The 22,817-nt window shown below is 69.3% G+C and carries 19 protein-coding genes and 1 tRNA gene; 4 read left to right on the top strand and 16 right to left on the bottom strand.

Going from position 1 to position 22,817, the window contains the following annotated elements; translation table 11 throughout:
• Window positions 1-183 precede the first annotated feature (183 nt).
• Complete coding sequence (locus ISG29_RS03380; RefSeq protein ID WP_194501902.1) at window positions 184-861, bottom strand: GntR family transcriptional regulator; 678 nt, start codon at window positions 859-861, stop codon at window positions 184-186.
• A 429-nt stretch (window positions 862-1,290) separates the two neighbouring features.
• Between ISG29_RS03380 and ISG29_RS03375 the strand changes: the two genes are divergently transcribed.
• The gene (locus ISG29_RS03375) at window positions 1,291-1,563 is read left to right on the top strand and encodes a hypothetical protein (RefSeq protein ID WP_194501901.1); all 273 of its coding nucleotides are present in this window, start codon (window positions 1,291-1,293) and stop codon (window positions 1,561-1,563) included.
• Window positions 1,564-2,368: 805 nt separating this feature from the next.
• On the opposite strand, the gene ISG29_RS03370 is transcribed toward ISG29_RS03375, so the two are convergent.
• From ISG29_RS03370 to ISG29_RS03315, 12 genes are all read right to left on the bottom strand, one after another.
• On the bottom strand, window positions 2,369-2,725 hold the full coding sequence (locus ISG29_RS03370; protein WP_194501900.1) for a DUF5615 family PIN-like protein: 357 nt from the start codon (window positions 2,723-2,725) through the stop codon (window positions 2,369-2,371).
• Window positions 2,722-3,051, bottom strand: a complete 330-nt coding sequence (locus tag ISG29_RS03365; RefSeq protein WP_194501899.1) for a DUF433 domain-containing protein — start codon at window positions 3,049-3,051, stop codon at window positions 2,722-2,724. The genes ISG29_RS03370 and ISG29_RS03365 overlap by 4 nt, the downstream gene beginning before the upstream one ends.
• Window positions 3,052-3,125: 74 nt before the next feature.
• Window positions 3,126-4,346, bottom strand: a complete 1,221-nt coding sequence (locus ISG29_RS03360) for a TIGR02679 family protein (protein ID WP_194501898.1) — start codon at window positions 4,344-4,346, stop codon at window positions 3,126-3,128.
• On the bottom strand, window positions 4,343-8,419 hold the full coding sequence (locus tag ISG29_RS03355) for a TIGR02680 family protein (protein ID WP_194501897.1): 4,077 nt from the start codon (window positions 8,417-8,419) through the stop codon (window positions 4,343-4,345). The genes ISG29_RS03360 and ISG29_RS03355 overlap by 4 nt, the downstream gene beginning before the upstream one ends.
• Complete coding sequence (locus tag ISG29_RS03350) at window positions 8,416-9,621, bottom strand: TIGR02678 family protein (protein ID WP_194501896.1); 1,206 nt, start codon at window positions 9,619-9,621, stop codon at window positions 8,416-8,418. The genes ISG29_RS03355 and ISG29_RS03350 overlap by 4 nt, the downstream gene beginning before the upstream one ends.
• 5 nt (window positions 9,622-9,626) lie before the next feature.
• Window positions 9,627-11,183, bottom strand: a complete 1,557-nt coding sequence (locus ISG29_RS03345; RefSeq protein WP_194501895.1) for a TIGR02677 family protein — start codon at window positions 11,181-11,183, stop codon at window positions 9,627-9,629.
• Between the two features lie 258 nt (window positions 11,184-11,441).
• Window positions 11,442-11,515: transfer RNA gene (locus tag ISG29_RS03340), tRNA-Met, on the bottom strand.
• 84 nt (window positions 11,516-11,599) lie between these two features.
• Window positions 11,600-14,623: a UPF0182 family membrane protein gene (locus ISG29_RS03335; RefSeq protein ID WP_194501894.1), complete on the bottom strand. Its 3,024-nt coding sequence runs from the start codon at window positions 14,621-14,623 to the stop codon at window positions 11,600-11,602.
• Window positions 14,620-15,231, bottom strand: a complete 612-nt coding sequence (locus ISG29_RS03330) for a PPA1309 family protein (protein WP_328827787.1) — start codon at window positions 15,229-15,231, stop codon at window positions 14,620-14,622. Before ISG29_RS03330 ends, ISG29_RS03335 begins: the two co-directional genes overlap by 4 nt.
• Window positions 15,228-16,301: a YlbL family protein gene (locus ISG29_RS03325; RefSeq protein ID WP_194501893.1), complete on the bottom strand. Its 1,074-nt coding sequence runs from the start codon at window positions 16,299-16,301 to the stop codon at window positions 15,228-15,230. Before ISG29_RS03325 ends, ISG29_RS03330 begins: the two co-directional genes overlap by 4 nt.
• A gap of 76 nt (window positions 16,302-16,377) precedes the next feature.
• Complete coding sequence (locus ISG29_RS03320) at window positions 16,378-16,632, bottom strand: hypothetical protein (protein WP_194501892.1); 255 nt, start codon at window positions 16,630-16,632, stop codon at window positions 16,378-16,380.
• A gap of 65 nt (window positions 16,633-16,697) precedes the next feature.
• Entirely contained in the window at window positions 16,698-17,126 is a 429-nt protein-coding gene (locus ISG29_RS03315) for a molybdenum cofactor biosynthesis protein MoaE (RefSeq protein ID WP_194501891.1), read from the bottom strand.
• 92 nt (window positions 17,127-17,218) lie between these two features.
• Between ISG29_RS03315 and ISG29_RS03310 the strand changes: the two genes are divergently transcribed.
• Together ISG29_RS03310 and ISG29_RS20660 are read left to right on the top strand one after the other, a co-directional pair.
• The gene (locus ISG29_RS03310; protein ID WP_194501890.1) at window positions 17,219-18,637 is read left to right on the top strand and encodes a zinc-dependent metalloprotease; all 1,419 of its coding nucleotides are present in this window, start codon (window positions 17,219-17,221) and stop codon (window positions 18,635-18,637) included.
• Window positions 18,638-18,747: 110 nt separating this feature from the next.
• Window positions 18,748-19,185 (top strand): NUDIX hydrolase, encoded by a 438-nt coding sequence (locus tag ISG29_RS20660; RefSeq protein WP_328827782.1) that lies wholly within the window; start codon window positions 18,748-18,750, stop codon window positions 19,183-19,185.
• A gap of 470 nt (window positions 19,186-19,655) precedes the next feature.
• On the opposite strand, the gene ISG29_RS03300 is transcribed toward ISG29_RS20660, so the two are convergent.
• From ISG29_RS03300 to ISG29_RS03290, 3 genes are all read right to left on the bottom strand, one after another.
• Window positions 19,656-20,213 carry a M48 metallopeptidase family protein gene (locus ISG29_RS03300; RefSeq protein WP_194501889.1) on the bottom strand — a complete coding sequence of 186 codons (558 nt, stop codon included), beginning with the start codon at window positions 20,211-20,213 and terminating at the stop codon, window positions 19,656-19,658.
• 17 nt (window positions 20,214-20,230) lie between these two features.
• Complete coding sequence (locus ISG29_RS03295) at window positions 20,231-21,277, bottom strand: PHP domain-containing protein (RefSeq protein ID WP_328827780.1); 1,047 nt, start codon at window positions 21,275-21,277, stop codon at window positions 20,231-20,233.
• 301 nt (window positions 21,278-21,578) lie between these two features.
• On the bottom strand, window positions 21,579-22,397 hold the full coding sequence (locus tag ISG29_RS03290; RefSeq protein ID WP_194501888.1) for an enoyl-CoA hydratase/isomerase family protein: 819 nt from the start codon (window positions 22,395-22,397) through the stop codon (window positions 21,579-21,581).
• Window positions 22,398-22,582: 185 nt separating this feature from the next.
• Between ISG29_RS03290 and ISG29_RS03285 the strand changes: the two genes are divergently transcribed.
• Complete coding sequence (locus ISG29_RS03285; RefSeq protein ID WP_194501887.1) at window positions 22,583-22,741, top strand: DUF5679 domain-containing protein; 159 nt, start codon at window positions 22,583-22,585, stop codon at window positions 22,739-22,741.
• Window positions 22,742-22,817 lie beyond the last annotated feature (76 nt).

The raw sequence follows: 22,817 nt of genomic DNA, 5'->3' as shown, positions 1-22,817 counted from the left end.
TGATGCGGGTTCGCACCCCGAAAATCAGCCGGTATCGAGAAGCATGTAGAACTGACATACCAGTTGTCAACGGTCGGAGACGCATGCAACTAACCCGTAACAAAGCGCTAACACCGCACTGGTCGCACCGTCGGGCGCGCGTTGCCTCCCCGACATGAGTCCTCGTCGAGGGCACCTGACATGTCAGAGTGCGAACTTGGCTGCGACCTCGTCTTGAAGCTCGGTACGGCCACTGCGCACGTGTGCTCGCATTGCCTGTTCGGCGGCGTCACCGTCTCGCGATCGCAGGGCGGCCACCAGTTGCAGATGCTCGTCGTAGGAGCGCACGACTCGGCCTTCGCGATGGCTGACGATCGAGGAGAGGAGCCCGCGGTTGAGGTGCTGGACGAGGAGTCGATAGTGCTCGAGGAGGCGGTCGTTGCCGGTGCCCTCGGCGATCAGTTCGTGCAACCGTGCGTCGACGTCGCTGTAGGCGTCGACGTCGCCGCTCTCGACGACAGATCGCATCTCGTCCATGACCTCGTCGATGCGCGCGAGCACTTCGTTTCCTGCCCGGCTCGCGCACAGACGCGCAGCCATTCCCTCGACGGCTTCGCGAACCTCGAACAGATCCAAGATGTCGTGCTTGGCCATCTGCTTGACGAAGGTTCCACGGCGCTGCTCGACAGAGACGAAGCCTGCCCTCTCGAGCTCCTTGAACGCCTCCCGCACGGGCATCCGGCTCACGCCAAACCGCTGGGCGAGACGAGCTTCGGACAGCTTCTCCCCTGGTTGAATCAGCCCCGCTGCGATATCACGACGCAGTTGCTCGGCGATCAGATCCTTCTTCGAGGGCTGATCGCGCGTCGCGTCAGTCGACATCTAGTGCCACCGTTCCCCGGTCGAAGGTTGCGTGCGTGCGCCGTGGACCCGGACGGGCCTCGCACGGACGGTTCGCACGAAGGATAGGCCACGACCGAGACCGTCATCGACCGTGTTGGGCCCAGACGCGAAACGGTGGACGCCGACGCGGCGAGCCGCCGCTGAGCGTGCTGCCTCGAGCACAGTAGGGCGGCTCCCCCAGCCTGGCTGGGCATCTCGCCTTCTCCGCTTCCCGCAGCTCCGCAACGATCTGCTCCGCGGTGTGCTTCTTCCTAGCCGGCATCAGAACCCCCCATCAGCACTCTCGAAGTAGCGAGCACTCACACAAGACCTGGACCGAAAAATTGTGGGCCGGACACACTCCGTCTTCCTCTCGGGGATGTCGCGGGCGGCCCGATCGGCGCCCGGGGAGCAATGGAACCTCCCGTGGTGGCCGACGGTGACGACGCCGCCGACGGGAGGCTGAAGGCGCTCGAGGAGGCGGCGGAGGACGTCGTCGACCCCGAAACGGGGAGCGTGCCCGACGTGAACGAAACGTCCGACTTGGGGCTCTGCAGGTGCCATGGTGGCCTCACTGAGGTGGCGCCAACGCGCGATCCCAACGAGACGTTCTGGCGCGAACGGTGCGGGTTCGCCCTGCGTGGATGCCTGGACGGCCTCCTGATGCGCCCTAGAAGTTGTCGTACCTCGATCGAGCACTGACCTCGGGCACGCTAGCGAAGCGGGTCGCTCGGTCGCGGGCCTTGCGGATGTCGGATCGGCCGCCATGGTCCAGGGAACGCAGAAGAGGAAGCCGACGACAAGGCGCCGGCCCGCGACTACCCGACCCTGCACGACCTGCTCACCTCCGAACGACTCGACTCCTACCTCCAGTGGAGCCGCGGCGACATCGAGGCGGCCTTCGCGCTCTACGAGTGGAACATGACCGCCTCCGCGCGATCATGCACACCACCGGCACGGTCGAAGTCGTGGTCCGCAACGCCATGGACCGCGCCCTGGGCGACCTCGCGGGGAGGCGAGAATGGTCATCGTGGTTCGACAGCGCACCCGCTATCGCCAATCAGCTAGGGCACGCCGACACCAACGTCACCGCCCGCTACCTCGGACGGCAGGACACCGCGAACCACGCCGCCAGCGTCATGGCGTTGCCGCCGAGACCTGCCGACGATGTCGAGCCGTCGAGGCCTCCCAAGACTCACCTACGAGCGCTCTGCTTCGAGAATGGCTTGGGAGTCCTTTGGCATACGACCCACAATGCAACAAGGCCCGACTCACGTTTCCGCAGGTCGGGCCTTGTTTCTTGTAGCGGGGGCAGGATTTGAACCTGCGACCTCTGGACGAGATCGGCCACCAAGGACTGGCTTGGAGGATCGTGGACTTCCTCGGGTTTACACGGGAACCTCACAGTCCACTTCGGAGTGTAGCGGGGTGGCATGGGATGGCACCTGGCTGTAAGTGGCCGGTTTGTGGCCGCGATCGAATCCTGCACTCGGGGCCAGTCGACGTGTCAGCGGAGCGGGAGGTAGACGACCCGATTCTCCCAGTCGTCCTGATCGCTCGCGCCAGCGATCAGGATGAGCTCGTCGATGATCACAGAGCGAGGGACGGACTCCGGGATCTCGATGACCCCCGGCATGGGCAGTCGCGCCGCAACGCGCTCGTAGGCAACGTCGGCGAAGGTTGAGACGTCGTGGGTCACCACGATGCGCTCCTCGCCGGCAGCCCACTCAAGCACCTGCGAGTCATCGACCCCGCGAAGACCAACGTCTTGCACGGGCACGATGTCGAGATCGGGCTCGCGCCGCTTCAGCCCTGCCAGTGTCTTGTGATCAAAGTTCTCGTCAGCCAGGAACTTGATCGTCATGCACCCGGCCGGGCGAGGAACTCTGCGCGCAGGCCCTCGGGCGGGAACCTCGTCTCGATCTCCGCGCGTTGCGCGCCACGGTCCTCCGCCCGCCCCGTCAAGTAGGCGTTGACGTCGTCACGATGACGCACGCAGTAGGTGAAGATCGCGTAGATGTCACCCAGAGAGACGGTCGGGTAGGACTCGTGGATCGCCTCGGGCGAGTCACCCCGTTCGAACGCGGCAACGAGGGTGTCGAGCGGAACACGCGTGCCGCTGACCACCAGTCGCCCAGCGGCGTCCCTGGTCAGCGGAACCGGCTCTGGCTCGATCGCAGCTGCGGTCATCTCGGTTGCACCTCCGCCCCAAGCGTACCGGCGAACACCTGCATGACCGCTTGGGATTCCTGGGAGTCGGGCGCCTACGGCTCATTTGCCAGCGCGTCGACCAGTTCCGAGAGCACGGACTCCTCGTGCACCACCCGATCCCGACTGCGCATCGCGGCCCCCAACTCTAAGTCCCAAATGGGTTCGACGACCGCCTCGCCTAGCGCCAGCCCCTCGGCTCGCACGGCGCGGGTGTAGTCGTCGACGGACATCCGCCAGGGGATCACGCCATACCTCTCGACCGCCCGATTCGCGATCGCGACACCGGGCCAGTCGAAGTCTCCGTGGTAGCGAAGCTCGACGTCGCTCCGAGCCAGGTGGTCCAAGACCTTGTCGACGACCAGGTTCGGCTGACCCGACGTACACACTGCCGCCCACCCCGCCACACCGTTCTCAGCCAGCCCCTCGATCACCCGCGGGTTCTCACAGACGAGGATCCGAGTGTCCGGGGCCGGTATGAGGCGCGGAGTACGGCGAAGGTCCCACTCGGTGACATGCACGGGGTCGCCCGCCTCCGCAGCCGCGTCGAGGCGCGCGGCTACCGGAGAGTCACTGGCGAGGCGAAGACCCCAAAGCAGGCAGGTGCGTGACAGCAGATCGGGGTCGACACCGAAGCGAGCCCAGAGGGCTTCACGACTCCGGCCGCCCATCGGCACGGGAACACCAGCCGCGGCTGCGAGACCGCGAATGACGACCTGATGGAGCAGCCGATCCCGGTCGAGAGCATGCGCGTCGCCCAACAGCCTCGCGCCCAGCTCGACCCGCGACTGCGACCTGCGCTCGCGTCGTGTGAGGTCGTCGAGGACCAGAGCTGCATTCCGCGCGATCGACTCGGCGTTATCGCGATTGGTCAACAGCCCAGAACGGCGGAGGCCGGCAACCCAATCCGGCACCCAGGGAGCGTCGATCGCGGCGGCTGCAATGGAGAGCGGTCGCTGCCGGGACTCAGTCTTCGCGGCCCGCGCCGCCGGTCGGTCTTCGAGACCGATGCCGAGCCTCACCAGAACCGCGTGGAGTCCACCCACACCTGACCGCTCATGGAGTCGGCGGTCCAGCGCTGCCAAGTCGACGCTGACAGCCTCCCGCGTGATCGTGCGACCGAGCAGATCACCGGCCGCCTGCCGTTCCTCTCTGCTTGCAAGGCGAACCCGGACCGAGCCCTCCGGTACGAGGCCAGCCTGCTCCAGGCGGGTGGCCACGCGTTCCCACGTGGGCCTCAGCGCGGGGTGGGCGATCCACTCCGGCAGGGTGCTCATCCGATGCCTTGCAGCACGCGCCCGTCCCAGCGGTACTCGTACTGGGCGATGCCGCGCTGGCTCGGATCGCGCAGCGCCTCGTAGATCGCAAGCGCCGGAACCGTCGAGTGATCGCCCCAGAGCCGCTCGCTCGTCATCACGAAGTCCAGGTCCAGTTGGACGAGCAGGCCGAAGAGCAGGGGATGCGTCCGGACGTCGATCTTCGGGAACGCGTCGTCGAGCAGGACCAACCGCGGCGCGTGCGGGGCAGCGCCGGCGAGCGAGGTGAAATGCGCCGCCGCCGCCGCGAACAGCGGGAGATAACACAAGACCTTCTGCTCGCCCTGGGAGAGAGGCGATCGACGATGAAGGCGGTCCCACTGTCCGGGCTTCTCGGGCCGGGAGTAGCGGATCGTGAACGCCGACCACGTTCGGTAGTCCAGGGCAGCCGCGAGATGCTCGCTGTAAGCCAGTTCGGGTCGCTCCGCACGCGACGCCTCGATCAGTCGGTGGAGTACATCGCGCAGTTTCTCGCGCTCCTCCGGGATGAGGGCTCCCACTGGTTGCGCAAGGAAGTCGACCGCCGCACGCGCCTCGGCGGGCACATCGTCACGAAGCTTCCAATCCAGCCGGACCCGGATCCCCTGCGACGTCATCACGTCGCCGAGCAATCCGTTCATGGCGGCCACGAGCTCGTCGGCGTCGCGCCGACAACGCCGGATCGCATCACCCAGCTCGCCCAGCACGTGCTGCTCGAACTGCTTCTTCTCCCTCTCTGTCAGCAGGCTGCGGTCTCGGTCGACCGACGTTCGGACACGTCGAGCAAGGTCGACGATCCCTGCCTCTCCCCCGTCATCACGTCCGATGACGGCAAGGAGATCCCACGCCTCGTAGGGGGCGATGGATGGCTGGTGGTCCGCGGCGGGTCCCGTCGAAGCCTCCCGGTGAACCTTGTACACCTCGTTGCGGGCTGCGACGGGATCGTCTGTGGATAGGGCGGCGAAGCCCTGGGCTGCCCGGGCGAGCGCGGTCGGGGTGGGGTCGTCCGGCCCCACGGATGCGATCGACACGGTCCCATCAAGGAGGTCAGCGTCGTCGGTCGCCGCAGCGAGAAGTCCGGGCGGTGTAGCGAGCGCGGCGAACGACGCCAAGGCGTCTTGGCGACGCGCCACCTGCTCGGCTACGTGGACGCGTGCCGCGCGCAGGTCGGCCTCGGCGGTCGCGTGGCGCTCGATTGCGTGCGTCCGCTCCTGCTCCGCCACCTTGGCCTGCCTGCTGTGCACTGACCGCGACTCCTTTGCCGCGGTCACCTTCTCCTCTAGCTCGCGTACCGAGGCGCCCACGGATTCGCGGAGCGCGGTGAGCTCCGCCCGGGTCTCCTCGGTATGGCGGTCGGCCGCGCGTGCCTCCTGCTCCTCCTGGGCCAGCGACTCCCCGCCGAGCCGGACCTCGTCGTGATCGGCAGACCACCGCCTCAGATCGCGGGCCAGCCGGGACACTGCGCCTACGAGCGTCGCGAGGCCGTCGAGCAGGTCGCGGATACGCTGCTCTACCGCCGCCAACGCATCCAGGTCAGTGGGGAGCCCGTGGCCGATTGCCAGCCGATCGAGTTCGCTCGTAGCTCGGGCGGTCACGGCCCTCGCCTCCTGGGCCAGCCTCTGGACCTCACGGTTCGCAGTATCATCGCGGTCCTCGGCCTCGCGGACCACCTTCAACTGAGACCACGCCTCGCGCAGCGCGGTAGACGACGGCAGCGCCTGCTCCCAACGCTCGAGTGTGGCGATGGCAGCCTTGGCTTCGGCCACCGCCGTGGCGGCGGCGCCATGTGCTGCGCGCGCCTCTTCGATCCGCTGGTCGAGGTCGGACAGACGACGTGCGCGTTCCTGAGTGCGAGCCGTGGCGCCGACGTACTGCGCCCGCTCCTTCGTCGCACGACCGTGAGCGGGCCCGATCCGCCAGCATCCGTCGAGGGCGACGCTAACGGCTGCTTCCGCGATGTCACCGGTCCGGATCGCGGCAAGCACGCGACTAACGTCGGCGGCGGTTACGTCGCTGTCGGCAGGTAGGTCGAGCCGGAGTACGTCCGCAAGGGTTCCCGATTCGGTTGAGGTCGCTAGCGCCGACAGCACGACGTCGCGATGGTCGGCATCCAGCAAGCGGCCACCCGGGCGGACCCAGCCGTCGAGCAGGCCCGCGCCCTGCAGTGCGGCCTCGATGCCAGCGCACTCGGCCTCGGACAGATGGTCGGCGAAGTCGACCAACTGCCAGAGCGCACTACCGTCGGGACGCGAGGTGCGGCCCAACGCCGGGGGCGGAGGGGCCGGCTCGGGCTCGGCTTCGACTCGAGCTCGCTCCATCGAGAGCTTCTCGACATCGAAGGCCGCATTGTCGCGCCGGGTTGCGGCGCGCTGCTCCTCCTCGCGCAACCGCTGCAGGCCAGGTCGTACGGCGGCGCGCGCCAGCGCCGGTAGCGCCTCTATGCTCTCGGGCGTCAGGTCGTCGGGCAGCTCGACCGTCGGCGCCTCGGGGGCCCGCACCCAGTCGCCGAGGGCGGTGAGCAGCGCCGCCTCCTCGGAGTCTGCGGCCTGTTGTGCAGCGACCCTCCGGGCGCGGGACTCCTCCCAGCGCCGCTCGGCATCGTCCGCTCGCCGGTCGGCCTCAGCCTGACGCGTCCGCGCCATCTCGACGTCACCGGCGGCCTCGCGCACCGACGTGACTGCGGCGGCCCGAGTGCGAGTGGCCGTCTGTGACACCTCGAACGCTCCGGTGGTCTGCTCCAAGGCATCGGCGGCTCTGGTGGCGTCAGCAGCCTCGGCCAGCGTGATCCCGTCGAGGGCCGGCGGCACGACGACGTGGACGGTGGCGATGATCTCCCTCTCCTTCAGTGCGGTGGTGCGCATTGAACCGGCATGCTCGGACAGTTCTGCTTCGATCTCGCCGGCCCGCCGTGCGAGGGCCTCCTCCTTGGCACGGTGGTGCCGGGCATGGCGGTCCAGACGCTCGCGACCGCTCGCAGAAGCCTTCAGGTCGCGAACGAGCAGGTCGGCGAGCTCGGACAGACGGCGCTGGTCGCGTGCCGCAGGTTCCGCCTCCAGGGCGCGCAGCCGCGCGTCGTCCTCCGCGAGTCCGTCCCGTGCTTGCTGCAAGGCGTTCTCGACGCTCTCCCGGGCCTGCGCCGTCTCGACGACGCGCGTCTCGGCGTTGCGTACGTCCTTGAGCAGACGCCGCTCGACTCGCAGTAACTCCGCCAGCTCCCTGCCACGCTGGGCGGCGACAGCGCGCGCGTAACGGGAGAAGGCGTCGGCTAGGGACTCGAGCGTGCCCGCTGCTGCCGAGCGACGCTCGATCTGCTCGCCGAAAGCAGTCAACTCATCGAAGGTGTCGCCGGCCGACCGGACCGCCTGCTCGTCGACCTGGGGCAGCGCCTGGGACAGCTGGTCGGCCAGCTTCGCGGGCTCGATGTCCTCGCCGACCTGCGGCTGACGGAGCCAGTAGAGCAGCCGCAGCACCTCGTCGTACTGCGCGACTTCGAGACCGAACAACTCTCGGCCAACGTGCTCCTTGTAGGCCGCAGCCTTCTCGAACACGTGCTCCGGCCCGAGAAGCTCCTCCAGCCTCGGGCGGGACAGCGGGCCCGCGTCGTCCTCGAGTGACAGGTCGTGCCCCACCCGGCGATCTGTGGCGAAGTGCCAGGCGGTGGCCGTCCGCGCCGATGCGGAGGCACGGATACCGACCCCGCAGGTGAATGCCTCCTCAGAGCCGTCGGACAGCACTCGCAGGAACTCCAGCCAGATGTAGCCGACACGAGCCTGACCCTCGTAGCCGTCGGTCATCAGCCAAAGCAGGCTGGTGTGATGACGCGCGGACGCGGTGATCCGCGCCTTGTCACCGTCAAGCGCGAACGGCAGCAACATCTCCAGGGTCTTGGACTTCCCTGCCCCGTTGGCGCCGCGCAGCAACAGGCGACCGTCGGCGAAGGCGAACTCCTGCTCGTCGTACTGCCAGACGTTGAGAATGCCGGCACGATGCAGCCGGAATCGGTCGGACCCGCCGCTCGGTGCGTCTGCTCGGCGGGATGTCAGCTCGATGGTCATGCCTCGTCCTCCTCGAAGATCGACCGCTCCCCCGACGGGCCGGCTGCCAGAAGCTCGGGGCGGGGTGCGTAGCGGGCCGCGGCCGCGTGCACGAGCAGCCCGTTCGGGTCCATGCGGACCAGCCCAGCCTCCACGAGCACCTCGACCGCCTCGTTGAACACCAGGTCGGGATCGTCACGGTGGTCCTTGCGAAGGCCGCGCCGCCACGTGTTGAAGACTCGATCGGCGGCCCCGCGCGCGGTGGACACCGCGACATGCGCCCAGGCAACGCCGGCCAGTGCCGCACCCTGCTCGGTCCGCAGCTCTTCGACCAGCTCACCGAGGAGAAGCAGGGCGAAGTGACGCGCTGATCCTGACGAGGGGAACGGCCGGTCGGTGAGCTCACCGCTCGGGTCGATGACGATTGCGCCCTCGGCACGCAGCTCTAGGTCGAGCCCGAGCCAACGGCGGAACCACTCGCGCTCTCGCTCCCGATTGCGGCGCCACCACTCTCGCTGCTCGTCGGTGAGGTCTTCAGTCGAGAGGACCGGCTGCTCGGCCAGCCGGCGGCGCACCGCCACCCGAGCACCGCCCGCGGCGGACGGCACTGCCGCGACCTCCAGAAGGTCGTCCGGCCCCTGACACCCCGCGACAGGAGCCGACAGGAGGACGGCCAGCCGGTCACGGTGCACGTCGAGTAGGGACTCCGTGCGCCGTTCGACCCAGTGTTCGAGGTCGCCGTCACGCTCGCTGAGCACACCGAGGTCGACCAGCGCAACGAGGGCTGAGTGCAGGGCGCGCCGGTCCGTGATCACGTCGAGGTCCACATCGAGGCCTGCGTCGACCGCTGCCGAGCGAACCGCTGCAACCAGCTCGTCGACCATCAGCTGTCGGCGTGCCTGGGTCAGGGCCGCGAGGGTGAGCGCGAGCAATGCGTAACGCCGTGGGGTGAATGGTGCGTCGTTGCGTCGGCGCAAAGGACGGAGAGCGTCACGCCCGAGCCCGGTCTTGAACAGCCGCGCGAGGCCCGGCTCCACCACCAGCCGGTAGCCCAGCCCTTCGGCGAACAAGCGCGCAAGCTCGTCGCGATGTCGGCGGACGAGACCTAACTCATCAGGATTCCTGTCAGCGGTGAGCAGCGGCGTCAGGAGCAGGGCGCGGGCGGCATCGCGCAGGTCGGCCTCAGCAAGCAGGTCGGGCGCCGGTCCGGGGCGTTCGGGCATGACGGTCATCCCTCCGCCATCCTCTCGGATCGCTCCGCGTCGACCACAACGGCGATCTCGACGGCGAGGTCGCGCAGCGTCAAGCGGCCCGCCGGACTGGTGATCGTGGTGGACCCGCCAGGAAGTGCGCGCAGTGAGATCGTCAGCAGATCGTCGTCGACCCGAGTGGCAGCCCTCGCGGGCGCGTCGACTGTCGGCGCACCGCCGTTTCCGCTCATTGCTTGCGCGTGCAGGTCCAGAAACGCGGTACGAGCGTCGTCGCTGAGTCGGACATCGCGCAGCTCGCCCACATGGCTGGCGAGCTCACGCAGCGCTTCGGATCGCCTCTGCTGTTCCCGCTCGCGCGCGGCGAGCCGGGCCTGCTTGGCGGCGGAGTAGTCGGCTCGAGCGCCGGTGCGGCCGCCGGCCTTGCGCTCGCCGTGGATGCGCAAGCCGATTGGCACCTCGGCCACGGGAGCCCGCCACCAACTCTGGGTAGCCGCCACGGGGTCACCGTCCGGATCGGCAGCGAACGAGAGATGGCGAGCAGAGTAGAGGCCGAACGCCGACGCCCACAGGTCATGGGCGCGAGCGTCGTCGGCACTGTCGAACCAGCCGGCGAGTCTCACCAGATCGCCGTACCTGCTCTGCTGGCGGTCAGCACCCGCTGCAATCCGGCGGAGGTTGATCAGGAGCGACCGCATCGCGTCAGTCGCCAAGCGGCGCACGTTGTTGGCATCGGAACGGCGGCCGGACGAGCCCACGAACCACAGGTGCAGACTCTCCCAGTCGCCAGGCTCGAGGCCGGTCGCTCGCCTGGCGCTCGCGCCATCCAACCCGATCAGGCGCTCGCCAGCGTTCGCGCGCTCGCACAGCGACGGCACGCTCGGCTCGAGTTCGCGCAGCCGGTCGGCGACCTGCGGCATGTGTCGGGAGATCTCGTCGATGAACCGCTGGAGGTAGTCCAGCAGGGCGCTCTTGAACATCTCGAACTCATCGCGACCGAGGTCGAACCGCGTGAGGACCTGGGTCAAGTAGGAGTAGAACTGCCGCGTAGACGAGACCAGGACCTCGAACTGGGCGAACAAGGTGGTGATCCGACCTGCCAAGTCGCGAGGATCGGCGGTTTCCAGACCGTGGCCGCAGATCCGAGTCAGTTCCTCGATGCCACTGAGGATGCCGGGCAGCATCTCGCTCGAGACCTCTCGCGCGGAGTCGGAATGCGCCAGCAGTTCCTCGACCTGGCGGTGAACGAGCTCCCCACGTTGGGTCAGCTGATAGCGAGCTCGATTAGCGAGGTACTCACGGACGCTCCGCGCGTCGGACTCGCGGGGGCTGCGCGCCAAGTTGCCGTGCTCGACGAGGTAGGAGAGACGCTGATCGACCACGTCCCGGTCGAGCTCCAATCCCTGCGCGGCAAGTCGCTCCGCGACTTCGCCTGCCGACTGATCGGACAGAAAGCCACTCATCCCACTCGTGAACAGCCGCATGATCGCGAGGTAGCTGGCCGCTTCCTCGTTGACCGCATACCTCAGCGCTCCGAGCGTCTGACGCTCGCGCGGGTGCAGCATGCCGTCGGCCACGGCCGACACGGTAGCCCCGACCGCCGACACAAACTCCGGCTTCCCAAGACCATGACCCGGGTGGGGCAGCGGGATTTGAACCCGAGTCAACTCGCCTCAGATCCGCGTGCCCGCGGTCTGATTCACGCGGAGAATCCAGGAGTGTCATGGGTCATCGACCCGATTTCTGGCCAGTTTCTGGCCGGTGGGTTCAAATCCTCGGGGCAAATGCAACCGGCCCTGACCGGCGTTTCCGCAGGTCAGGGCCGGTTTTCTTTGTAGCGGGGGCAGGATTTGAACCTGCGACCTCTGGGTTATGAGCCCAGCGAGCTACCGAGCTGCTCCACCCCGCGTCGGTGAACCCAACGTTACACAGCGGTGCTGGGGCCACCAAATCGAGGTGCTCACGGAGCTGGAGGCCCTGCCTCGACCCCGGCTCATCCCCCGGCGGAGGACGACGCGCTGGGACTCTCACTCGGGCTGGCGCTCGACGACGGGTCGTCGGACTCCGAGCCACCCGCGCTGGCGTTGGAGAGGGCGAGGGCTTGGCCGATGAGATCCTGCGCCTTCTTGACGTTCCTCTGGTAGCCGCCCAGGTTGCCGGCCGCATAGGCACGGTCGGCGGCGTTGAAGGCGGCCTCGGCCCGCTTCAGCAGCTGGTCGACCGTGGCGTTGCCCGTGCCCTGGTTGCCGTTGCCCTGGTTGCCATTGCCCTGGTTGCCCGTGCCCGAGCCCTGACCGTCGTCGCCCGATCCCGCACCGGACGTCGAGAGCAGGTCGGAGAGCGAGCGGCGCAGCGTGGTGCCGACGCCGATGTTGTTGCCGTACTTGGTGAGCACGTAGCGCAGGATCGGGAACGAGGCATCGGTGACCTCGCGGCTGGCGTAGACCGGCTGCACGTACATCAGCCCGTCGTTGACCGGCAGCGTCAGCAGGTTGCCGTACACCGGGCGCGCACCCGAGCGGTTGAACTGGGCGAGCAGATCGGCCACCTGTGGGTCGGAGGCGAACTGGTTGGCAACCAGGCTCGGACCCGGCGTGGACTCGTTGGGCAGCTCGAGCACCTTCATCTGTCCGTAGTCGGCCGACGTCGCATCCGAGTCGACCGCCACGAACGAGGCAAGGTTGGCCTTCTCGTAAGGCGTGTAGACGCTGGTGAGCGAGAACGTCTCATCGTTGTTCGTGTCGCCGGGCTCGTCGATGAACAGCCGATAGGGCGGCTGGTACGTGCGCGGCGAGTAGGGATCCTCCGGCACCTCCCAGCGGTTGTTCGACTGATACCAGTCCTCGGCGTTCGTCACGTGGTAGCGCGCGAGCTGGTAGCGCTGCACCTTGAACAGATCCTCGGGGTAGCGCAGGTGCTGGAGCAGTTCCTCGGGGATCGCCGACTTCGGCTGCACCGTGTTCGGGAACACGCCTTCCCACGCCTTGAGGATGGGATCCTCGGTGTCCCACTCGTACAGCGTCACCTTGCCGGAGTAGGCGTCGACCGTGGCCTTCACCGCGTTGCGCATGTAGTTGATCTGGTCGGTCGGCAGCGTCTGGAGACCGCCCAGATCCTCCTGGAGCGAGTCGTCGATCATGTCGCTGTAGGAGTCCTTCTGGGCTCCCGGGAAGCGATCGGTCGTCGTGTAGCCGTCGAGCACCCACTCGATGCGTCCGTCGACGATCGCCGGGTACGGGTCGGAGTCGACGGTCAGCCACGGCGCCACCTTCTGCACGCGCAACGTGGGGTCGCGGTCGAAGAGCACCTTGGAGTTGTCGTTGACGCGCCCCGACAGCACGAAGTTCGGCTCGCCGAACCGGATCGCGAACATGAACCGGTTGAAGCTGCTGCCGACCGAGGCGTCGCCGTTGCCCTCGAACGTCGTGGTCGAACCCTCGTCGGAGCCCAGCAGCGGCAGGTTGAGCTCATAGTTCGGCGCGTCGGCGCTGGCCTTGCCCACGATCGAGTAGTCCGGGCTCTCCTGGCCGTAGTAGACGCGGTCCTCGTAGCCCCCGGTGGCGTCTTGAAGGTCGTCCTCACCGGAGTTCGTGCCCTGCGCCCACTCGATGCCCACCTCGTCGGCAGCGGACGAGGAGGTGTCGAGCTGGGATTTGTCGTCACGGCCGCGCTGGTTGGCGTAGGCGGCGATGATGCCGTTGCCGTGCGTGTAGACCGTGTGCAGGTTGGTCCAGTTCTTGTCCGGGATGCCGCCCGTGTTGAGCTCGCGCACGCCGAGCACGAGGGCCCGGTCGGTGCCGTCGACCTGGTAGCGATCGACGTCGAGCACCGGCGCCACCGAGTAGTAGGCCCGCACCTGCTGGGTCTGCTCGAACGCCGACCGCACCACCTGCGGGTCGACCAGCGGGATCGACTTGGTCTCGCCGTCGAGGGCGGCGAGGGAGGAGCCCAGCGTGGTCTCGGGCGAGTACTTCTCGATATCGACGTCGGTCAGGTCGTAGGCCTCGCGCGTCGCCTCGATGTTCTTGGCGATGTAGGGCTGCTCACGGTCGAGCTCGGAGGGCTTGACCTGGAACTGCTGCACCGCGCCCGGCCAGATCAGCCCCAGCAGGATCGCCAGCAGCACCAACAGCGCCGCGCCCACACTGGGCAGCATCCAGGTGCGCCGCCACACGTTGAGGAAGAACAGCACCGCGCAGATGGTCGCGAAGATGAGCAGCAGCGTCTTAGCGGGCAGCAACGCGTTGTCGTCGGTGTAGGTCAGGCCGGTGATCAGCGACCCGCTCTGCGAGGCCAGGTCGAAGCGGTCGAGGTAGTAGTCGACCCCCTTGGTGAGCACGAATAGACCCACGAGGAGTGAGAGCTGCGCCTGCGCCGCACCCGACATCCGCTCCCCCGGCGTCTGCAACGAGATGCCGCCGTAGAGGTAGTGCGTGACCGCCGCGGCGATGGCCGAGAGCACGAACGTCGCCATCGCGACATCGGTGAGGAAGTGGTACCAGGGCAGGTCGAAGACGAAGAAGCCGACGTCCTTGCCGAAGTACGGGTCGTCGGTGCCGAAGCTGCCGCCGTTGCGCCACAGCTGGAAGGTGCGCCACTGGCCGGACGCCGAGGAGCCTGCGAACAGCAGCAGCACGACGCCCAGGCCGAGCACGACCAAGCGACGCACCGGCGTGATGGCCTCGCGGTAGCGGCCCATGCCGTTCGCATCGGGCATGCCGACGAACAACGGTCGGTAGCGGTAGGCGACGACGACGTTGGCGCAGACCACCGCTGCCAGCAGCAGCCCCACGACGACGAACAGCACGGCGCGGGTCACGACCATCGTGGTGAACACGCCCGCGTAGCCACCGGAGACGTACCACAGCCGGTTGGTGTAAAAATTCGCGAACGCCGTGACGCCGAAGAACAGCACGACCAGAACCACGGCGGTGATGCCGAGGGCTCGCGAGCGGTTGCTGCGCCGCGGCAGGGGCGGGGGGCCGGCGGGGCGTTGCGGGCCGGTCGTCTCGCTCACGGGGTGGTGTTCCCTTCGTCCGGGTCATCGATCAGGGTCGCGACCACGAGCTCGAGCAGCTCGGGCACGAGGTCGGGTCCGGCCACGACCGACGACGCGTCGTCGTGGCTGCGGAAGCGCATCGCGCAGTACGTGGCACCGGCCCGGGTGGCCCCCGCGACGATGCGCAGCTCCTGGCGGGCGGGGTGCTCGGCGGCGAAGCGGGCCGCTTCGTCGGGATCCTCGGGGATGTCGGCGTCGGCCTCGGGCGGCAGCACGAGCCGTTCGACCACGGCGGCGCAGCCGCCGACCTCTGCCGGCCAGGAGATCGTCTGGAGGGACTGCTCCAGCGCCACGGCGGGGTCGAGCTGGTCCTGCTCGACGGGCGTGAGCGAACCTGCCGCGGCAGCATCGTCGAGGCCCATCGCGGAGGCGAGAGCGGGCTCGGCCGCCACCAGCGCCGCGGTGTCGACCAGGGCGAACAACGAGGCAGGCTGGTCCCAGCCCTGCTCACTCGCGTGCTGCTCCAACTCCAAGACGACGGCAGCCAGCGCCGGGTCGACGTCGAGGTCGCCGACGCGCGGCGTCGCGGGGAACTGCTCGTCGCCCTGCTCTCGCCTGCCGCTCACGACGCGGCCCCCGCGGTGGTCCTCGAACCGTCGCCACAGCTCGGGAGGGTGGCATCGTGGTCGTCGGCCCAGGTCTGCACCGACTCCAGGGCGCTCTCGAACGTGGGCGCCTTGACCAGCCGCGGTGAGCCGTCGTCCACCTCGAGAGCCTCCTTGCAGTCGTCGGGCGGCACGAGGAACAGCTGGACGCCGTCGGCCTCGGCCCCCGCGATCTTCTGCTGGATGCCGCCGATGGGTCCGACCTTGCCGTTGACATCGATGGTGCCGGTGCCGGCCACATCGCCGCCGCCGGTGAGCGAACCGGGCGTGAGGGTGTCGTAGATGGCCAGCGCGAACATCAGCCCCGCGCTCGGCCCACCGATATTGGGGTCGATGTTGACCGCCACCTGGAACGGGTAGGTGAAACCGCGGCCGGGGGTGAAGCCGACGCGCGGCACGCCGTCGGAGTCCTTCGGCTTGACCGTCACGGTGCGCTTCTTGCCGTTGCGCAGGATCGTCAAGGTGATCGAGTCGCCGGCCGGGGTGGCGCGGATGCCCTTGACCAGCATCTGCGCGCCGGTGATCTTCTGCCCGTTCAGCTCCAGCAGCGTGTCACGCACCTTCAGCGCGCCGTCGGCGGGCGTGTCCGGGTCGACGTAGGCGACCTGGAGGGTCGGCTTCACCTGATAGCCCAGCGCCGTGAGCGCGTTCGCGATGGCGAGATCCTGGCTGGTCACCATGTCGACCGCGCCCTGCTGCTGGTCCTGCTCGGCCGAGACGTCCTTCGGGTGCACGAAGTCGTAGGGGTAGACGGCGTCGTGGGGGTCGAACCAGGCCCGCATGAGTCCGACCAGCGAGAGTCGGTCGCCCACCGGGGAGACGCTGACCGTGGTCATGCGCAGCTCGCCGTCGTCGCGGTAGGTCTTCGCGCCACGCACCGAGACCGTCTCGGAGCCGTTCACCTCACCGAGCACGTTGATCGTGGGCCCCGGCATGTAGGTGGCATAGGGCAGCGGCACGAACAGCGCAGCGGCGAAGAGCGCGAGCGTCAGCGGGAGCGCCACGAAGATGGCCACCAGGCGCTGCGTCATGCGCACACCTTCTCATCCCGCTCAACCCGAGCCGCCGCTGAGGTTGTGGCGCCCCTCACGCAGCGGGCACCCGTGCTCAGCTGGCGCGGCGCTGCTCGGAGCCCCCCGCGCCCGGTGCCCGCGAGCGACGGACGGCGATCCCGGTGCTGCGGTCGCGCGGCGGCGTCGGCGCGGCATAACGCAACGGGGTCTCCTTGTTCATGCCGGCGGCCATGCGGGCGAGCAGCACCTCCCGGTCGACCTCACGGCGCTCCCGCCCGGCCCAGCCCACCCAGCAGCACGCGAGCAGCGTCACGACCACCGACGGCACCAGCCACAGCAGGATCTCCACGCACTCACGGTAAGGAGCGAGCCGTACGTCCGCGGGTAGCCACGCCGCGACGGGTCGGGCCCTGATCAGGGGGTACCGACCCACTCCTCCTGGCCGTCGTCGAAGCGCTGGTGCTTCCAGATCGGCACCTCGGCCTTGAGGGTGTCGATGAGGTCGCGGGCGGCGTCGAACGCCTCACCGCGGTGCGACGCGGAGGCCGCCACCACCACGGCGATGTCACCGATCGTCAGCGTGCCCGTGCGGTGTACGGCCGCCAACGCGTGCACCTGCTGGCGCGACGCCACCTGGTCGCAGACCTCGCGCAGGCGCGCCAACGCGGTCGGGTGGGCGGAGTACTCCAGGCCGACGACACCCTTGCCGCCATCGTGGTCGCGCACCCGGCCCACGAACACCGTCTCGCCCCCGGCGCCCTCGTCGGCGACCGCGGCGATCGCCTCCTCGACGTCCAACGCGACGTCGCGGATGTCGACCAGTCGGACCACGGGCTCGGCCATGCGGGCACCCTAGAGGATGAGCTCCCCCGGTCGGGTGCGGAGCGCTCCGGAGGGCCGCTCGGGGGTTGGGCGCGGCTGCGTATCGTGGACCCATGAGCGACATCGAGCGCGGCAGCGGCGACAGCGACGGCGAGGAGCCCCGCGACGACCACGGGGCGGGGCAGAACCCGTTCAAGGGCACGCCGTTCGAGGCTCTCTTCGGCGGTGGCGCGGGAGGTAGCGGCGGCTTCGACTTCTCCCAGCTCGCGGGCGCGTTCGGCGGCCAGATGCCCGATCTGAACCAGCTCTTCGGCCAACTGCAGGCGATGATGAAGCCGCACGACGGCCCTCTCAACTGGGAGCTCGCGGTCGACACCGCGCGCAAGACGGTCGCGCAGAAGCCCGACCCGACGCCCACCCAGAAGCAGAAGGACGCAGTCGCCGATTCGCTGCGGCTGGCCGACCACTGGCTCGACGCCGTCACCGAGCTGCCTTCGGGCATCACCACCACCGCAGCGTGGAGTCGCGCGGAATGGGTCGTGCACACCGCCGACGTGTGGCGTGTGTTGGTCGAGCCCGTGGCTCAGCAGTCCGTCGACTCCCTCGGCAAGGCACTGCCCGACCAGGCACGCGCCATGTCGGGCCCGCTGCTCGGCATGATCGGTTCCGCGATCGGCGGCATGCTGGCCAGCCAGAGCGGCTCCGGCATCGGCGCACTGGCCCACGAGGTGCTCGGCGCCTCCGAGGTCGGGGTACCGCTCACCAAGCCGGGAGTGGCGGCACTCGTGCCCACCAACGTCGAGGCGTTCGCCGAGGGCCTCGACGTCTCCGACGACGACGTGCTGCTCTACCTGGCGTTGCGCGAGGCCGCCCATCAGCGGCTCTTCGCCGGCGTGCCGTGGCTGCGCGAGCACGTGCTCGGCGCCGTGCGCGACTACGCCGAGGGCATCGAGATCAACACCGAGGCGATCCAACAGCGCATCGAGGAGCAGATGCGTGGCATCGACCCCGCCGACCCCGCCTCGATGCAGCAACTGCTCGACGGCGGCATGTTCGACCTGCCCAAGTCTCCGCGCCAAGACGCCGCCCTCAAGCGGCTCGAGGTCGTGCTCGCGCTCGTCGAGGGCTGGGTCGACGAGGTGGTGGGCCAGGCCACCGACGGCAAGATGCCGGCCGCCCCGAAGCTCCGCGAGGCCATGCGACGACGTCGTGCCTCCGGCGGCCCGGCCGAGGAGACGTTCGCCTCACTCGTCGGTCTCGAGTTGCGCCCGCGCCGGTTGCGTGACGCCTCCACGCTGTGGGGCTCGCTGCGCACCCGGCAGGGTGTCGAGGGCCGTGACGGCGTCTGGCACCACCCCGACCTGCTGCCCACCGACGCCGACCTCGACGACCCGCTCGGGTTCCGCGCCGATGCGGGTGCGCCCGAACCGCTGACCGACGACGACTTCGACGCCGAGCTTGCGAAGCTGCTGGAGGGCGAGACCGACACGGACGACGGGACCGACGGCAGCTCCGGCGAGGACGACTCCTGAGCCTCCACGACGCCGCGCTCACCGCGCTCGCTGCCTGGCGTGCGCCGTCCGAGCGCCAGGAGCGGCTGCGCCAGCGCTATGTCACGCACCTCGAGGCCGAGCCGGGGGGCGTGTGGCGTGACTGCGTCCCCGACCACCTCACCGCCGGCGCACTGGTGCTCGACGCCACCGGCGAGCACGTGCTGCTCAACCTGCACAAGAAGGCCCGGCGCTGGTTCCACTTCGGCGGGCACTGCGAGCCGGCCGATGCGACCCTCCTCGACGTCGCCGCGCGAGAGGCCCGCGAGGAATCGGGAGTGCCCGGGCTTCAGCTCGACCCCGAACCGGCCCAGCTCGACGAGCACGTCGTGCCCTTCTGCTCTCCTGGGGTCGAGGTGCACCACCTCGACGTCCGCTTCGTGGCCTACGCGCCCGACACCGCTCAGCCCGCCGTCAGCGACGAGTCGCTCGACGTGCGCTGGTGGCCGGTCTCCCACCCGCCCGACCTCGAGGCCGAGATGTACGAACTCATCGCAATCGGACGCAGCCGCCTCGGCACCGGCAGCTGAGCGCGGCGCTGGTGGTTGAGCCGCCGGATGCCGACGGCGAAGGCGTGTCGAAATCGACGAGCGCCCCCGCCGGTGGTTGAGCCGCGAGGAGCGCCAGCCGGTGGATTGAGCCGCCGGATGCCGAAGGCGAAGGCGTGTCGAAATCGACGAGCGCCCCCGCCGGTGGTTGAGCCGCGAGGAGCGCCAGCGACGAGCGCGTCGAAACCCAGCAACTGTGAGGGCAACGCCGACTTTCGTCTCACCGGGTTTCGACACGGTCTCGCCTAGCGGCTCGACCGGCTCAACCACCGTGATGGCCCCGGTGGTTGAGCCGTGAGGAGCGCCAGCGACGAGCGCGTCGAAACCCAGCAACTGTGAGGGCAACGCCGACTTTCGTCTCACCGGGTTTCGACACGGTCTCGCCTAGCGGCTCGACCGGCTCAACCACCGGCGGGGACGGCTCGACCGGCTCAACCACCGGCGGGGACGGCTCAACCGCCGGTGGGCGGCTCGTCGAGCTTCGATGCCGCCGACCACCCCAGCAGGTAGCCCTTGGCCTTCTCCGCCTCGGGGTAGCGCTCGAGCCACGCCCAGAACTCCGCGGAGTGGTGCGGCTCGATCAGGTGCACCAACTCGTGCACGATCACGTAGTCCACGACCCAGGCGGGCATGCCCTGGAGCCGTGAGGAGAGCCGGATCGTGCGGTCGCCGGGAGTGCACGAGCCCCAACGCGAGCGTTGGTTGCGCACCCAGCGCACCGACTCCGGCGCCGCTATGCCGCCCAGGTAGGTGTCGGAGAGGCGCAGCGCCCGGGCCAGCAGGTCGTCGTCACTCGGACGCCGCCTGGCCTCGGCGCGCTCGACCTTGGCGACCATCGTGGCGACCCACTCGGCCTCCTCGGCTCGGCTGAGGGCCGCGGGCACCAGCACCACGATCCGGTCGCCGTCGCGGTAGGCGGAGACCGTGCGCCGGCGTCGCTTCGAGCGGCGCACCTCGACGCGCTGCTCGGGTGCGCCGTCCGTGGTGGAGGTCACACCGTGGACGGCCATGACCGCAGGCTACCCAATCAGACCCCAGCACCGGCCCACTCCAGCAGACGCTTCCTCGACCACGTGGTGACGATCCGGTTCGGGTCGATCCCGGCGGCCGCGGCCCGTTCGGCACCGTAGGCGAGGAAGTCGAGCTGGCCCGGAGCGTGGGCGTCGGTGTCGATGGCGAAGAGGCAGCCCAGATCCCGGGCCAGCTCCAGCAGCCGGGTCGGGGGGTCGCGACGTTCGGGTCGCGCATTGATCTCGACGGCCGTGTCGGTCTCGGCGCAGGCCCTGAACACCGCCCGTGCGTCGAAGCGGGACTCCGGCCTGGTGCCGCGCCCTCCGGTGACCAGGCGACCGGTGCAGTGGCCGAGCACGTTGACACGGGGGTTGCGCACGGCCGCCAGCATGCGCCGGGTCATCGGCTCGGGGTCCATCTTCAGCTTCGAGTGCACGCTCGCGACCCGCACGTCGAGCCGGTCGAGCATGGCGTCGGTCTGGTCGAGCGACCCGTCGTCGAGGATGTCGACCTCGATGCCCTTGAGCAGCGCGAAGCCGCCCTCCCCCGCCGCCGCGGTGAGGTGATCGTTCACCGCGTCGATCACGTCGAGCTGACGCGCCAGCCGCTCGGCGGACAGTCCGCGGGCGACCTTCAACCGGGGCGAGTGGTCGGTGAGCACCTGGTACTCCCGGCCCAGTTCGATGGCGGTGAAGGCCATCTCCTCGATGGGCGAGCCGCCGTCGGACCAGTCCGAGTGCGAGTGCAGGTCGCCGCGCAGCAGGGGCAACAACTCCTCACCACCCGCGACGAGCGGTCCGCCGTGCTCGGCCTCGAGCGCGGCCAGCCGATCGGGCACCTCCCCCGCGAGCGCCTGCTCCACGACCGCGGCCGAGCTGGCCCCCACACCGGGCACGGAGCGCAGGGTTCCGTCGGTGACGTGGCGCGCGATCTCGTCGTCCGAGAGCGGCAGCAGGGCCGCGGCCGCGCCTCGAAACGCCTTGACCTTGTAGGTGTCCTCGCGACCGCGCTCGAGCAGGAAGGCGATGCGTCGCAGGGCAGCCACCGGGCTCCACGGGGTCACGATCTCTCCTCCACAGCCGGTGGACGACGACTGCCCAGGTCAGCGCCGACCCCCGGGCTCGGCAAAGGTTCGGCGTCCACACCGTCCTCCCCCGCTCGCACACGGCTCTCCACCGGAACCGAGCGGTTCTCCACAGTCATCCACAGGGTTCTGCACAGCGGGGGACGACACGTCGTTGACCGGCCTCGTCGAGACCTCCTAGTCTGGGAGTCAGACGGGCCCCGGTGCCGTCGCGCAGGTCCGCAAGGGGAAGGCAGGCCTGTTCGTCGCCCGGGGCCCTTCTTCATGCCGTGCACCCCACTCAGCGTCCGGAGAAGCGCGGCGCCCGCTTCTCCCGAGAGGCCGCGATGCCCTCCTGGAGATCCTCGGTCGCCAGCGTCACCGGCTGCGCCAGCGCCTCCCACTGCACCGCCGCCTCGATGTCACCGTGGCCGGAGCCGCGCAGCGCGAGGGTGGTGAGCTTTTGCGCGATCGGCGCGGACGCCGCCATCTGCGTGGCCGCCGCCACCACGTCGTCGGCGAACGACTCGGGCGACAGCACGCGCGAGACCAGCCCCAGCCGCAACGCCTCGTCGTCGCTGACGATGCGACCGGTCAGCAGCAGGTCACGCGCCGCTGCCTGCCCGACGACGTCGGGCAGCAGGTAGGTGGCCGCCATGCCGGGGTGCATCCCGAGTTTCGTGAACGGCGCTCCGAGCTTCGCGCCGGCGGCTGCGTAGCGCACGTCGCAGGCCAGGGCCAGGCAGAGCCCGGCACCGATCGCGGCACCGTTGACGGCGGCGATCGTCGGCACCTCGAGGCGGCGGATCGAGAGCCAGGATCGGTAGAACGCGGTCATCCGTGTGCGCAGCGCGTCGACGCTCGCGTCGGGCTCACTGGCGATCCAGCTCGTGTCACCACCGGAGCAGAAGGCAGGCCCTTCACCGGTCACGACCACGACACGCACGCTCGGGTCGCCGGCGATCTCGTCGACGGCGCGGGTCCAGGACGCGGTCATCGGAGCCGACATCGCGTTGCGCTGTCCGGGGTTGTCCAGCACCAGGCGCACGACGCCCTCGGCGGGACGCTCGACCCTCAGGTGCTCGACAGCGGACGCGGGCTCGACGCTCTGCTCGCTCATGGTCGCAACGTACCGCCGCCTCGCAGAGGCCACCACCGACGCGCAGAGCGCCGGCTGCTTCACGCGCGGCGGTCACACCGTGTCGTAGGGTCGAAGCGGCTGCGTGGCACACGCCCGTGCCCCGGCGGGCTTCCCTGCTGTCCCCGTCGCGACGATTCGTTCGACAAGAAGGCAAGGAGGCCGTCATGGCAGAGACCTGGAGCGGCGAGTTCTACTGCGTGAAGTGCAAGGAGAAGCGCGAGGCATCGGGCGAGGTCAAGGTGAACGACAAGGGCACCCGCATGGCCAAGGCGCAGTGCCCGGTGTGCAGCACCAACCTGAACCGGATCCTCGGCAAGGCCTGATCCACCCACGAGCGCCACGCAGCGCGGCGAGTCCTCGCCGCCGCGTGGCGCTCGTGCCCGGTGCGCTGACGAGAGC

Source organism: Nocardioides acrostichi, assembly GCF_015319165.1.
Lineage (GTDB): Bacteria > Actinomycetota > Actinomycetes > Propionibacteriales > Nocardioidaceae > Nocardioides > Nocardioides acrostichi.
This window is presented reverse-complemented; position numbering and strand designations above follow the sequence as displayed.

Excerpts from the sequence above, each read along its gene's own strand:
- ISG29_RS03380 (WP_194501902.1), bottom strand. The coding sequence starts at position 861 with ATGTCGACTGACGCGACGCGCGATCAGCCCTCGAAGAAGGATCTGATC.
- ISG29_RS03370 (WP_194501900.1), bottom strand. The coding sequence starts at position 2,725 with ATGACGATCAAGTTCCTGGCTGACGAGAACTTTGATCACAAGACACTG.
- ISG29_RS03365 (WP_194501899.1), bottom strand. The coding sequence starts at position 3,051 with ATGACCGCAGCTGCGATCGAGCCAGAGCCGGTTCCGCTGACCAGGGAC.
- ISG29_RS03360 (WP_194501898.1), bottom strand. The coding sequence starts at position 4,346 with ATGAGCACCCTGCCGGAGTGGATCGCCCACCCCGCGCTGAGGCCCACG.
- ISG29_RS03355 (WP_194501897.1), bottom strand. The coding sequence starts at position 8,419 with ATGACCATCGAGCTGACATCCCGCCGAGCAGACGCACCGAGCGGCGGG.
- ISG29_RS03350 (WP_194501896.1), bottom strand. The coding sequence starts at position 9,621 with ATGCCCGAACGCCCCGGACCGGCGCCCGACCTGCTTGCTGAGGCCGAC.
- ISG29_RS03325 (WP_194501893.1), bottom strand. The coding sequence starts at position 16,301 with ATGACGCAGCGCCTGGTGGCCATCTTCGTGGCGCTCCCGCTGACGCTC.
- ISG29_RS03315 (WP_194501891.1), bottom strand. The coding sequence starts at position 17,126 with ATGGCCGAGCCCGTGGTCCGACTGGTCGACATCCGCGACGTCGCGTTG.
- ISG29_RS03310 (WP_194501890.1), top strand. The coding sequence starts at position 17,219 with ATGAGCGACATCGAGCGCGGCAGCGGCGACAGCGACGGCGAGGAGCCC.
- ISG29_RS03300 (WP_194501889.1), bottom strand. The coding sequence starts at position 20,213 with ATGGCCGTCCACGGTGTGACCTCCACCACGGACGGCGCACCCGAGCAG.
- ISG29_RS03290 (WP_194501888.1), bottom strand. The coding sequence starts at position 22,397 with ATGAGCGAGCAGAGCGTCGAGCCCGCGTCCGCTGTCGAGCACCTGAGG.
- ISG29_RS03285 (WP_194501887.1), top strand. The coding sequence starts at position 22,583 with ATGGCAGAGACCTGGAGCGGCGAGTTCTACTGCGTGAAGTGCAAGGAG.